The sequence below is a fragment of the Streptomyces sp. NPDC058985 genome (assembly GCF_042740985.1).
Classification (GTDB): Bacteria; Actinomycetota; Actinomycetes; order Streptomycetales; family Streptomycetaceae; genus Streptomyces.
Map to the genome: position 1 here is coordinate 256,878 of NZ_JBHYJX010000007.1, position 11,861 is coordinate 268,738.

Here is an 11,861-nt window from a genome sequence, read left to right on the forward strand (position 1 = left end):
CCCCCGATCTCACCGCCCCAAATACTCGGGCTTCCGCTTCTCGACAAACGCCCGCACCGCGATCGCATGGTCCTCCGAGGACCCCGCCCGCGACTGCAGCTCGTCCTCCTTCTCCAGCGTCTCGGAGAGCGAGTGCGTCAGCCCGTACGCCATCGCCTCCTTCAGCGCCGCGTACGCCACCGTCGGCCCCTCGGCCAGCGCCCGCGCCGTCCGTTCGGCCTCGGCGCGCAGCTCGGCGGCGGGCACGACCCGGGTGGCGATGCCCAGCTCGTACGCCTCCTGGGCGGGGATGCTGCGCGGGAAGAGCAGCAGGTCGGCGGCGCGTCCGGGGCCGACGACCCGCGGCAGCGTCCAGGAGATGCCCGAGTCCGCGGTGAGCGCCACCCCGGCGAAGGACGTGTTGAAGGAGGCGGTGTCCGCGACGATCCGGTAGTCCGCCGCGAGCGCGAAGCCGAGGCCCGCCCCGGCCGCCACGCCGTTCACGGCGGCGACCACCGGCTTCTCGGCGTCCGCGAGCGCCCGCACGATCGGGTTGTAGTGCTCGCGCACCGTGCTCATGGTCTCGCCCGAGCCCGCCTCCCGGTCGGCGGCCAGCAGCCCGATGTGCTCCTTGAGGTCCTGGCCGACGCAGAACGCCCGGTCGCCGGCGGCCGTCAGCAGCACCGCCCGTACCCCGCCGTCCGCCGCCGCGGAGCGCACCGCGTCCCGGAGCGCGACCTTGGTCTCGATGTTCAGCGCGTTCATCGCCTCGGGGCGGTTCAGCGTGATCGTCGCGAGCCCGTCGCTCACCTCGTAGAGCACGGTGTCGGCCATGGAATTCCCCTCCGCTTCGTCGCGTGTGTCGGGCAACAGCATGACGGAGATCGACGTCGGCGCGGGGCTGCGGAGATGTGACCTGCGTCAAAGAATTCCGGTCCGCATCCATTCGGTGGAAGTGGGTGAGGGCGCGCAGTATCGCAGTCACATCCCCGAATTGAGTGGTTTTGCTCGCGCGCGTTGCCCAAGCGATGCCGACCGATGTTGGTCATCGGGTCCTGGGATGCGGGATAATGGCCGGGAAGCAATGTGTTCGATGCCGGTGTCGCGCGTCCGGGCCGGACTGCGCGTGCCCTCACGGGCCGTCGGCGGTGACGGTGAGCTGGTATCAGGAAGGGGAACGAGCATGGCGGCCATGAAGCCGCGGACGGGCGATGGCCCGCTCGAGGTGACCAAGGAGGGGCGGGGCATCGTCATGCGCGTTCCGCTCGAAGGCGGCGGGCGGCTCGTCGTCGAGCTGACCCCCGATGAGGCCGACGCGCTCGGCGACGCCCTCAAGAAGGTCGTCGGCTGACGCGCGAGCGACCATACCCGTTCAGTCGCCCCGGTGCCGCACGCGGTGCCGGGGCGACTGTTTGTCTCAGGCGTCGCCCCAGGTGTCCGGCTCAGCGCTTCACGGCGCAGAGCAGCCCGTCGCCCACCGGCAGCAGCGACGGCACCAGCTCCTGGCTCTCGCGCACCGCGCGCAGGACCTCCCGCAGCCGCAGCACCTCGGTGGGCTGCGGTCCGGAGTCGATCGTCCGGCCGGCGCCGAAGACGCCCTCGAACGCGACGAGCCCCCCGGGGCGCAGCAGGCGCAACGATTCAGCGAGGTAGTCCAGGTACTCCAGGCGGTCGCCGTCGCAGAAGACGAGGTCGTAGCCGGAGTCCGCGAGCCGGGGCAGCACGTCCAGGGCGCGCCCGGGGATGAACCGGGCCCGGTTGCTGGCGAAGCCCGCCGCGCGGAAGGCCTGGCGGGCGAACTGCTGGTGCTCCGGCTCCGGGTCGACCGTGGTCAGCACGCCGTCCGGTCGCATTCCGTGCAGCAGGTGGATCCCGGAGACGCCGCAGCCGGTGCCGATCTCCGCGACGGCCTTCGCGTCCACGGCAGCGGCGAGCAGGCCCAGGGCCGAACCCGTGCCCGGGGTCACCGAGCGCAGACCCGCCTCGCGGGCCCGGTCACGTGCCCAGAGCAGCGCGTCGTCCTCGGCGACATAGGCGTCGGAGAACGCCCAGCTCGTCTGCCGGTTGCCGGTAATGACCCTCTCCTGTCCCCGTTGTTGCCTCGGCGTGACTGTATCCGTTGGCGTCGGGAACCCGCAGATGGGACCGGTCGTTCAAAGGGGAGAGCAAAGAGACGAACGAGCGGTCGGGGGGCTGGGAAGGGGGCGGCGCATGGACCAGGGCGTCGAGCAACTGCTGACGCAGCCGTACGAGCCGTGCCAGCCCAGATCAAATTCTCGTAAAACCGCTTATCCGGAGCTAACGGGCGAGGTGGCTATGGTAGGGGCTCCACTGGACACCACCAGAGCCGACAGGGGAGGTGCGGCCGCACCCGCGGATCGGGGCGGAGTGCTGCGGCGCTTCCTCGGATCGGCAGGCAGGCCGAAATCCGTGAACGACACCGCTGCTGACCCCAGCCACGCCGCCGGTCCCGCCACGGGACCCGCCCAGACCGCGACCTTCACCAGCGACGCGGACGGGCAGGCGTGGACTCCGCCCACATGGGAGGAGATCGTCAGCACCCACAGCGGCCGGGTCTACCGCCTCGCCTACCGCCTCACCGGCAACCAGCACGACGCCGAGGACCTCACCCAGGAGGTCTTCGTCCGCGTCTTCAGGTCCCTGTCGACGTACACGCCGGGCACCTTCGAGGGCTGGCTGCACCGCATCACGACCAACCTCTTCCTGGACATGGTGCGCCGCAAGCAGCGCATCCGCTTCGACGCGCTCGGTGACGACGCGGCCGAGCGGCTGCCCAGCAAGGAGCCCACCCCGCAGCAGGTCTTCCACGACGCCCACTTCGACGCGGACGTCCAACAGGCGCTGGACACCCTCGCGCCCGAGTTCCGTGCCGCCGTCGTCCTGTGCGACATCGAGGGGCTGTCGTACGAGGAGATCGCCGCGACCCTCGGCGTCAAGCTCGGCACCGTCCGCTCCCGCATCCACCGCGGCCGCTCCCAGCTCCGCAAGGCGCTCGCCCACCGTTCACCCAAGGCGCGCGCCGAGCGTCGCTCCTTCGTGGCCGGCGTTCCCGCGCTGGGAGGAGGGGGCACGAGCGCGTGAGTGGGTCACGGCCTGAATCCGAGGGGCACCTCGCAGAGCAGCATCTGGGAGACCGACTCTCCGCCCTGGTGGACGGAGAGCTCGGTCACGACGCGCGTGAGCGCGTACTGGCGCACGTGGCGACCTGCCCGAAATGCAAGACGGAGGTCGACGCGCAGCGCCGGTTGAAGAACGTCTTCGCGGAAGCCGCCCCGCCGGCCCCCTCCGAGAGCTTCCTGGCCCGTCTCCAGGGGCTGCCCGCGGGCGGCGACGGGGACGGTGGCGGCCTGCCGCCGTTCGGCGGCGGGTTCGCCGACGACCTGACGGGGCTGCCCGGAAGGCTCGGCGGCCCCGGCGCCCTCGGCCCGAAGCGGGGCGAGCGGTTCGAGTTCGACTACGCGCCGCTGCGGCCGCACGCCTCCGTCCTGCCGCCCTCCGCACCGGGGCGGGGCTTCCGGATCCACGACGTGGGCCGCCAGGAGTCCGAGCGGTCGGCCTCGCGCGGACTGCGGTTCGCCTTCGCCGCGGCCGGCGCGGTCTCGCTGGCCGCCATCGCCCTGGGCGGCGTCACCGTCGGCACGCCTGACACCACCACCGACGCCCGCGGCTCGGGGAACGGCAGCAATGTGACGCCGACCCGGACCCAGGGCGCGGGAGCGGCCGCCACGTCCGAGAGCCAGCGCCGCCGCACGGCCGGTCCGCTGCTCGGGCAGGCCCAGGGGCAGCGGTCGCTCGGTGACGTCCCCGTCGCGCCCACCAGCGCCTCCGCGCCGCTGGTGCCGGGGCTGCCCGCGGCCGACGCCCGCCGGCAGGCCGTACACGCGCTGACCGCTCCGGTGACGGCCGGTGCCGCGGCCATGTCCCCGTTGATACGTCCGCTGGAAGCGGTGCCGCCGCTCTCGCTCGCGTCCTGGTCGACGGCGCCCGAGGTCCGGCCGCCCGGCCTGTTCGCCGCACCCGCCCCCGACCCGGCCGTGTCGCCGGCCCCGAAGGCGTCCTCGGCGCCCTCGCACCGGCCGGTCCGCTGACGGGCTCTGCGCGCCGGGCCCGGAACCTGATTGAATCCGGGGTGGCGCCAGAGCCCTTGGAGCCGACGATCTGCGGCCAGCTGCGGGGGAGAACATGAACGAGGCGAAGCCCACGAAGGCGAAGTGGTGGACTCGTCCCCGCTCGTCCGAGGACGCGACGGACGGCGACTTCGAGCTGGAACGGCCTCGCGGTACGGGTCCCGAGGGCACCGACGGCGGCGACTTCGAGCTCGAACGCCCGCTGCCGCCCCGCGCGGCCGACGAGGGGGACTACGAGCTGGACCGCCCGGCACCCGGCGGTGAGGCGCGCCCGAAGCCCCTCCACGAACCCGACCCGTACAGCACCCCGCCGTACGGCGAACCGGGCCCCTGGGCACCCGCCCCACCCGTCCAGCACCCGGCGACAACCCCGGCCCACGGCACGACACCGCCGCCCGCGCCCGCCGTCCCCACGCCCCCGCCCGGCGCGACCCCCGACCCGGCGCCGGCGGACGTCCCGTCCCCGGTCCCGCCGACCGGACACACGGCGCCGCCAGTACCTCACAGCACGCCGCCGCCCGCGCCCGCCGTCCCCACGGCCCCGCCCGGCGCGAGCCCGGACCCGGCGCTGACCGACGCCCCGCCCCCGGTCCCTCCGGCCCGGGAGCCCGCGGGGATGCGTGACGCGGCGTCCCTCGGCGTCCCCGCGCACGCGGCCGCCCCGGCAGGAGAGCCCGGGGGAGCGGCCGGCCCCGCTCCCGAGCCGACGGCGGTGCAGGGTGCCGAGCCCCCGCTCGACCCCTGGGGCCGTTACGACCCCTGGGCCGCGTCGTCCGCCCCGGAGCCCCTCCAGCACAGTGGCAGGCCCCCCGGGACGCCGGACGAGCGGCGCAGGGGGCTCAGGAAGGCGCTGATCGGCGGAGCGCTGCTCATCGCGCTGATCTCCGGCACCGTGGGCGGCGCCATCGGCGTCTACCTGGAGCGCAACGGCGGCGTGGGCACCGTAGAGCTGCCGCAGGCCGGTGCCGAGTCCGCCGAGCGGGCGCCCGGCAGTGTCGCGGCGCTGGCCGGCCGCGCCCTGCCCAGCGTGGTGACCCTGCACGTCAGCGGCAGCGACGCCGCGGGCACCGGCACCGGCTTCGTCCTCGACGACCGCGGCCACATCCTGACCAACAACCACGTCGTGGACCCCGCCGGAGACGGCGGCGGGATAACGGTGACCTTCAACAGCGGCGACACCGCCGAGGCCACCGTCGTCGGCCGCGACAGCGGGTACGACCTCGCCGTGGTGAAGGTGAAGGGCGTCAGCGGCCTCACCCCCATGCCCCTCGGCAACTCCGACAACGTCCGGGTCGGGGACCCCGTCGTGGCCATCGGCGCCCCCTTCGACCTGGCGGGCACGGTCACCTCCGGCATCATCAGTGCCAAGGAGCGCCCCATCACCGCCGGCGGCGAGGAGGGCGACGCCAGCGACGTGTCGTACGTCGACGCCCTCCAGACCGACGCGCCCATCAACCCGGGCAACTCCGGCGGCCCCCTCCTGGACTCCCAGGGCCGGGCCATCGGCATCAACTCCGCCATCCGCTCCGCGGGCGGCGGCAGCGCCGAGTCGGACGGCGGCCAGTCCGGTTCCATAGGGCTCGGCTTCGCCATCCCCATCAACCAGGGCAAGCGCGTCGCCGAGGAACTGATCAACACCGGCAAGGCGAGCCACCCGGTCATCGGCATCACCCTCGACATGAACTACACGGGCGACGGCGCCCGGGTCGGCGCCGACGGATCCGCGGTCACCAAGGGCGGTGCGGGCGCCAAGGCCGGCATCAAGCCGGGGGACGTGATCACCGCGGTGGACGGACAACGCGTCCACTCCGGCGAGGAACTGATCGTCAAGACCCGCGCCCACCGCCCCGGCGACCGCCTCGAACTCACCCTTGAACGCGGCGGCAAGGAAACAAAGGTCTCCCTGGTCCTCGGCTCCTCCGACGGCGACTGAGCGGAAGGCAAACAATTCGGAAAGCGCTCGCATACACGCACTCGGGACTCACGGGACGGTACCGGTCACGCGGGGTCGGCGGGTACCGTGGTGGCGGCCCGGACATCCCAAGGAGCTTCAGGTGTTCAATGACATAGGACCACTCGAGCTGGTCGCGCTCGTTGTTCTCGCCGTGCTCGTCTTCGGTCCGGACAAGCTCCCCAAGGTCATCCAGGACGTGACGCGCACCATCCGGAAGATCCGGGAGTTCTCGGACAGCGCCAAGCAGGACATCCGCCAGGAGCTGGGCCCCGAGTTCAAGGACTTCGAGTTCGAGGACCTCAACCCCAAGACGTTCATCCGCAAGCAGATGGAGAACGACGAGCTGGGGCTCAAGGAACTCCGCAACGGCTTCGACCTGAAGAAGGAGATGGCCGAGGTCACCGACGCGGTGCACGGCCGCGACACGGAGTCCTCGTCGTCCGGGTCCGCGTCCTCGTCCGGTTCGGGCGGCGGCCGTATCGACATGTCGAAGAAGCCCGACATGGCGAAGAAGCCCGAGAAGCCCGCCGCCGAGGACCGCCCGCCCTTCGACGCCGACGCCACCTGAGCCCACCCGCCACCTCACCGCGGGTGACGCGTCTCATACTCCGGACGGGGGCGTACCGGGCCCGATGACGGCCTCCGGGCGACCACGCGCCGGGCGCTTTCCCGGCTGCCGCCAGTGGTGTGGCTATGCTTCCCGAGTTGTTGTGCGGACCGGACGAGTGCGCCCGAAGGGGGGCGGGCCGTTCCGGCCCGACGAGCGCGAGGAGGCGTCCGGGCACATGGAGACGACGAGTCAGGCGGTCGCACAGGCGCCGGCCGCGGAGGGCGGACCCCAGTCCCCGTCCGGCCGGCAGACGGTCGACGGCTACCTGAGTGCGCCCTTCCCGTGGTACGGCCTCGATGAGGCGTTCACGGGACCGCGCAGGCTGATGCAGCTCGGTACGGCGGCCGACGGCACCGTCGAGCACGGCTCGATCGGGCACGGCGACGAACCGTCGGTCCGCAACGAGCACGTCGCGGGCGACGAACAGGACGCCAAGGAGAAGTTCGCGGTCGTCGTGACCGTGGCGGCCAACCCGGACCGGCGCAGCGCCGACGGCACGGGCCTGCTGGAGGCGACCTCGGTCTCCTCGGCGGCCTGGCTCGCCGGCGTGGGCCTGCTGTCCTTCACCTGGCCCGGCCAGATGGACCACTCGCTGCGCGACGACTGGCTGGAGCAGCAGACGGAGACGGCCTGGGTCCTCGCGGACGACCTGGACGGCGAGGACTGGACGACCCTGTCCCTCCCCGTGGACGGCGTGCCGACGCCGTTCCACTACCGGGAGTCCGAGTTCGGCTGGGTCCTCGCGGGCTCCACCGAGCAGGGCGTGCACCTCGGCGCCTACGGCCGGGGCATGAGCGCGTACGGCCTGGCCTTCTCCGTGGTCAAGGACATCGCCGCCTACGTCTGACGCCCGGCGGCCGTCCGTACACGACGAGGGGCGCCGTCCCGCCGGACAGCGCCCCGGTCACCTCGCGGCGAGGGTCAGAACTTGTTCTTCGGCGTGATCCCCAGCGACAGGCCCGAGAGGCCGCGCTGACGGCCGCCCAGCTTGCCCGCGATCGAGCGCAGGGCCGCGCCCGCCGGGGACTCCGGGTCGGACAAAACGACGGGCCTGCCCTCGTCGCCGCCCTCGCGGAGCCGGACGTCGATCGGGATGGCGCCGAGCACCGGCACGGAGGCGCCGGTGGTGCGGGTGAGGCCGTCGGCGACCGACTGGCCGCCGCCCGTGCCGAACACGTCGACCATCTCGCCGCAGTGCGGGCAGGGCAGGCCGGACATGTTCTCGACCACGCCGACGATCTTCTGGTGGGTCTGCACGGCGATGGCCCCGGCCCGCTCCGCCACCTCGGCGGCGGCCTGCTGAGGGGTCGTCACGACCAGGATCTCGGCGTTCGGCACCAGCTGGGCCACCGAGATCGCGATGTCACCGGTGCCGGGCGGCAGGTCGAGCAGCAGGACGTCCAGGTCGCCCCAGTACACGTCGGCCAGGAACTGCTGGAGCGCGCGGTGCAGCATCGGGCCGCGCCAGACGACCGGCGCGTTGCCCGGGGTGAACATGCCGATGGAGATGACCTTCACGCCGTTCGCCGACGGCGGCATGATCATGTTCTCGACCTGGGTGGGGCGTCCGTCGGCGCCCAGCATGCGCGGCACCGAGTGGCCGTAGATGTCGGCGTCGACGACCCCGACCTTGAGGCCGTCCGCCGCCATCGCCGCCGCCAGGTTCACCGTCACCGACGACTTGCCGACGCCGCCCTTGCCGGACGCGACCGCGTAGACCCGGGTGAGGCTGCCGGGCTTGGCGAAGGGGACCTCGCGCTCGGTCTGGCCGCCGCGCAAGGCGCTCGCCAGCTCCTTGCGCTGCTCGTCGCTCATCACGTCCAGCTCGACGTCGACGCGCGTGACCCCCTCGACCGCCGCGACGGCGTCCGTCACGCGCTGCGTGATGGTGTCCCGCATGGGGCAGCCGGAGACCGTCAGGTACACGGCGACCGCGACCGCTCCGTCCGCGCCGATCTCCACCGACTTGACCATCCCCAGCTCGGTGATGGGCCGGTTGATCTCGGGGTCGTTCACCGTCGCCAGTGCCTCGCGCACCGCGTCTTCCGTAGCCATAGTCACGATGGTACGGCGCCGCACACCGGGCACGGAAAGCCCCGTCAGCGGTCGTGTACGTCACGCCCCGGCGGGCGATCCGCCGGGAATACCCCGCGGTCGGGGTGGTGGCCGTTCTGCCGCTCCTCCAGGTCCCGGAGCACGTCCTGCAGCTCGGAGCGGATCCAGTCCCTGGTGGCGACCTCGCCCAGGCCGATGCGGAGTGCCGCGATCTCCCGGGTCAGGTACTCGGTGTCGGCGATCGACCGCTCGTTCTGCTTGCGGTCCTGCTCGAGATTGACCCGGTCCCGGTCGTCCTGCCGGTTCTGCGCGAGCAGGATGAGAGGGGCCGCGTAGGAAGCCTGCAGCGAGAGCATCAGCGTCAGGAAGATGAACGGGTACTCGTCGAACCGCAGCCCGCTCGGCGCGGACACGTTCCACACCACCCACAGGATGATGACGAACGTCATCCAGACGATGAACCGCCCGGTGCCCAGGAACCGCGCGACCCGTTCCGAGAGCCGGCCGAAGGACTCCGGGTCCCACTCGGGCAGGATGCGGCGGCGTGGCGCGCGGGGCTGGTCCAGCCGGGCACGGGAACGGGAGGCCGTGGCTCCCGACGCGGCCCGCTCCCGGGTCGCCGTCTCACGGTCGGGCACCATCGGCGCTCCCCTCCTTCGCCGCCCCGGCCGGCTCGTCGAGGTGGTACTCGGTCTCCCGCCAGTCGTCGGGCAGCATGTGATCCAGTACGTCGTCCACGGTGACCGCGCCGAGGAGCGACCCGGAGTCGTCCACGACCGGCGCCGCGACCATGTCGTACGCGGCGAAGAACCCGGCGACGACGGGCAGCGCGGCGTCCGGGTCCAGGGGCCGCAGATCGTCGTCGAGGATCGACCCGACCAGGGTGTACGGGGGGTCGCGCAGCAGGCGCTGGAAGTGGACGGTGCCCAGGTACTTGCCGGTCGGCGTCTCCTCCGGCGGTCGGCACACGTAGATCTGGGCGGCGTGCGCCGGGGACAGGTCGGGGTTGCGGATCCGGGCCAGGGCGTCGGCGACGGTCGCGTCGGGCCGCAGCACGATCGGCTCGGTGGTCATCAGACCGCCGGCCGTGTGCTCCTCGTACGCCATCAGGCGCCGCATGTCGGCCGCGTCGTCCGGCTGCATCAGGCTCAGCAGCCGTTCCTTGTCCGCCTCGGGCAGCTCGCCGAGCAGGTCGGCCGCGTCGTCGGGGTCCATCGCCTCCAGCACGTCCGCGGCGCGCTCCTCCTTGAGCTTGCCGAGGATCTCGATCTGGTCGTCCTCCGGCAGCTCCTCCAGTACGTCGGCCAGGCGGTCGTCGTCGAGGGCGGCGGCGACCTCCGCGCGGCGCTTGGCGGACAGGTGGTGCAGGACGTTGGCGAGGTCGGCGGGGCGCAGCTGCTCGAAGGTGGCGAGGAGGTTCTCGGCGCCCTGCCCGTGCTCCTCCACGGAGAAGCCGGTGACGCCGGACCACTCGACGGTGAGGGTCTCGCCCTTGGCCCGCCGGAAGGCGCCGCCCTTCCTGCCCTTGCGCACGAAGACCTTGTCGATCTCCCAGTCCCGGCGGGCCGGCAGCTGCTGCACCGACAGGTCGAGGACGGTCACCTCCTCGCCCGTCTCGGTGAGCGAGACCCGCCGGTCGAGCAGTTCGCCGAAGACGAGGCGCTCGGTGGGCCGCTGCTCGAAGCGCCGGACGTTGACCACCCCGGTGGTGATGACCTGGCCGGACTCGATGCCGGTGACCCGGGTCATGGGCAGGAAGATGCGGCGGCGGGTGGTGAGTTCGACGACCAGCCCGAGCACCCGCGGGGGTTTGCGGCCCACCCGGAGCATGACGACCAGGTCGCGCACCCGGCCCACCTGGTCGCCGGCCGGGTCGAACACGGCGATGCCGGAGAGATGGGAGACGAAGATCCGGGGGGCGCCCGCTGCCATGGCCGCGGCTCCTTTTCGTAAGCGTGCCTCAGAGTGCGTGGCTCAGAGTGCGTGACGGCTGATGCGTGACGGCTGATTCGTACGGTGTCTCTTTTCCGAATTGCCCGCTCGGACGGGCTTCAGGCTAGCCCGTCCCGATCGGCCGCGCCCTGGCGGCCGGTCCGGACGGACTGGCTCCGTTCGCCCTCCGGGGCCCCGGTACGCTGCGGTACGCCGCCCCGCGGTCAGCCCGCCGGCGGCGTCCCGTCCGCGTCGTGTCAGCCCCTGTCAGAAAGGCAGTTCCACCTGTGTCTGTGACTCCCCGGCGCCGTGTCCGCAGGGCCGCTCTCAAGGGCGTGGTGTGTGCCCTGGCCGCGGTGACGGGCGCGGGGCTGACGGGCTGCGGCGGCGAGGACCCGGACGCGGGGACCAACGGCCTCGGGAAGCTTCCGGCCGACACGATCCAGACCAAGTCCCGCGCGGTCGCCCAGTCCGCCGAGGCGGTACGCCTGCACGGCACCGTGGCCGCCGGCGGGAGCACATACCGCCTCGACATGCGGCTGAAGGCCGACGGAGGCACCGGCTCGGTCGCCGCCGAGGGGGCGACGTTCGGGCTGCTGCGCGTCGGGGAGCAGCTCTTCCTCAAGGCCGACGCCGGGTTCTGGAGCCACGACGGCGGTGACGCCAAGGCCGCCGAGAAGCTGGCCGGCAAGTACGTGAAGGTGCCGCAGGGCGACCCCGTGTACAAGAAGTTCAGCGGCTTCACGGACAAGGACGTCCTCCTCGGAGGTCTGCTGACGCTGCACGGAGAGGTCAAGACCGACGGTCGGCACGAGCAGGCGGGGGTCCGCACCATCCGGATCACCGGCGACGACGGCGCCGGCGGCTCGCTCGACGTCTCCCTGGAGGGCTCGCCGTACCCGCTGCGGCTGGTGCGGGCGGGCAGCGCGGGCACGCTGAGCTTCTCGGACTGGAACACGGACTTCGCACTCGAGGAGCCACCGAAGGACGACACCCTGGACTACGGCAAACAGCTGCCGTCGTCCTAGGTCGTGTCCGCAAAGTCCTGCCTGCCCCGCGACGCGCGGCACGCACTCTCGCCGCACCGGGCGAAGCCCCGAGTACGCCCAGTACGAGGGGCTGCGCCCGGCACTCCCCCAGCCTCCGGCCGGGGGGACCCCCAGAGCACGCACCGGACGCCGCG

12 protein-coding genes are annotated in these 11,861 nt (G+C 72.7%); 7 read left to right on the forward strand and 5 right to left on the reverse strand.

Translation table 11 applies throughout. From position 1 onward, the window contains the following. Positions 1–9: 9 nt before the first annotated feature. Positions 10–813, reverse strand: coding sequence for an enoyl-CoA hydratase-related protein (locus ACFW01_RS09250; protein WP_234954863.1), 804 nt, complete (start codon positions 811–813; stop codon positions 10–12). A gap of 349 nt (positions 814–1,162) precedes the next feature. Between ACFW01_RS09250 and ACFW01_RS09255 the strand changes: the two genes are divergently transcribed. Beyond that, positions 1,163–1,330, forward strand: a complete 168-nt coding sequence (locus ACFW01_RS09255) for a DUF3117 domain-containing protein (protein ID WP_003966491.1) — start codon at positions 1,163–1,165, stop codon at positions 1,328–1,330. A gap of 91 nt (positions 1,331–1,421) precedes the next feature. On the opposite strand, the gene ACFW01_RS09260 is transcribed toward ACFW01_RS09255, so the two are convergent. Then, a complete protein-coding gene (locus ACFW01_RS09260; protein ID WP_161331096.1) occupies positions 1,422–2,120 on the reverse strand; it encodes an O-methyltransferase in 699 nt (232 codons plus the stop codon). A gap of 289 nt (positions 2,121–2,409) precedes the next feature. On the opposite strand from ACFW01_RS09260, the gene sigE reads away from it, so the two are divergent. From sigE to ACFW01_RS09285, 5 genes are all read left to right on the forward strand, one after another. Beyond that, entirely contained in the window at positions 2,410–3,081 is a 672-nt protein-coding gene (gene sigE, locus ACFW01_RS09265) for an RNA polymerase sigma factor SigE (RefSeq protein WP_234954862.1), read from the forward strand. Beyond that, the gene (locus tag ACFW01_RS09270; protein ID WP_234954861.1) at positions 3,078–4,088 is read left to right on the forward strand and encodes a zf-HC2 domain-containing protein; all 1,011 of its coding nucleotides are present in this window, start codon (positions 3,078–3,080) and stop codon (positions 4,086–4,088) included. Before sigE ends, ACFW01_RS09270 begins: the two co-directional genes overlap by 4 nt. Before the next feature lie 94 nt (positions 4,089–4,182). Continuing rightward, positions 4,183–6,060, forward strand: coding sequence for a trypsin-like peptidase domain-containing protein (locus tag ACFW01_RS09275; protein WP_234954860.1), 1,878 nt, complete (start codon positions 4,183–4,185; stop codon positions 6,058–6,060). A 121-nt stretch (positions 6,061–6,181) separates the two neighbouring features. Continuing rightward, positions 6,182–6,649: a sec-independent translocase gene (locus tag ACFW01_RS09280; RefSeq protein WP_384502755.1), complete on the forward strand. Its 468-nt coding sequence runs from the start codon at positions 6,182–6,184 to the stop codon at positions 6,647–6,649. 217 nt (positions 6,650–6,866) lie between these two features. Next, entirely contained in the window at positions 6,867–7,538 is a 672-nt protein-coding gene (locus ACFW01_RS09285; protein ID WP_161331888.1) for a hypothetical protein, read from the forward strand. Between the two features lie 74 nt (positions 7,539–7,612). Here ACFW01_RS09285 and ACFW01_RS09290 read toward each other — a convergent pair whose 3' ends face one another. The 3 genes from ACFW01_RS09290 to ACFW01_RS09300 are packed head-to-tail and all read right to left on the reverse strand — an operon-like array spanning position 7,613 to position 10,678. Beyond that, positions 7,613–8,746 carry an Mrp/NBP35 family ATP-binding protein gene (locus ACFW01_RS09290; RefSeq protein WP_234954858.1) on the reverse strand — a complete coding sequence of 378 codons (1,134 nt, stop codon included), beginning with the start codon at positions 8,744–8,746 and terminating at the stop codon, positions 7,613–7,615. Positions 8,747–8,790: 44 nt separating this feature from the next. Then, on the reverse strand, positions 8,791–9,387 hold the full coding sequence (locus tag ACFW01_RS09295; RefSeq protein WP_234954857.1) for a DUF1003 domain-containing protein: 597 nt from the start codon (positions 9,385–9,387) through the stop codon (positions 8,791–8,793). Then, entirely contained in the window at positions 9,371–10,678 is a 1,308-nt protein-coding gene (locus ACFW01_RS09300; RefSeq protein WP_384502756.1) for a magnesium transporter MgtE N-terminal domain-containing protein, read from the reverse strand. Before ACFW01_RS09300 ends, ACFW01_RS09295 begins: the two co-directional genes overlap by 17 nt. Before the next feature lie 287 nt (positions 10,679–10,965). Here ACFW01_RS09300 and ACFW01_RS09305 point away from each other — a divergent pair, with 287 nt between their 5' ends. Beyond that, a complete protein-coding gene (locus tag ACFW01_RS09305) occupies positions 10,966–11,706 on the forward strand; it encodes a hypothetical protein (protein WP_234954854.1) in 741 nt (246 codons plus the stop codon). Positions 11,707–11,861: the final 155 nt, after the last annotated feature.

Bases quoted from the DNA above. Each gene is read 5' to 3' on its own strand.
- ACFW01_RS09250 (WP_234954863.1), bottom strand. From the start codon at position 813: ATGGCCGACACCGTGCTCTACGAGGTGAGCGACGGGCTCGCGACGATC.
- ACFW01_RS09255 (WP_003966491.1), top strand. From the start codon at position 1,163: ATGGCGGCCATGAAGCCGCGGACGGGCGATGGCCCGCTCGAGGTGACC.
- ACFW01_RS09275 (WP_234954860.1), top strand. From the start codon at position 4,183: ATGAACGAGGCGAAGCCCACGAAGGCGAAGTGGTGGACTCGTCCCCGC.
- ACFW01_RS09285 (WP_161331888.1), top strand. From the start codon at position 6,867: ATGGAGACGACGAGTCAGGCGGTCGCACAGGCGCCGGCCGCGGAGGGC.
- ACFW01_RS09290 (WP_234954858.1), bottom strand. From the start codon at position 8,746: ATGGCTACGGAAGACGCGGTGCGCGAGGCACTGGCGACGGTGAACGAC.
- ACFW01_RS09295 (WP_234954857.1), bottom strand. From the start codon at position 9,387: ATGGTGCCCGACCGTGAGACGGCGACCCGGGAGCGGGCCGCGTCGGGA.
- ACFW01_RS09300 (WP_384502756.1), bottom strand. From the start codon at position 10,678: ATGGCAGCGGGCGCCCCCCGGATCTTCGTCTCCCATCTCTCCGGCATC.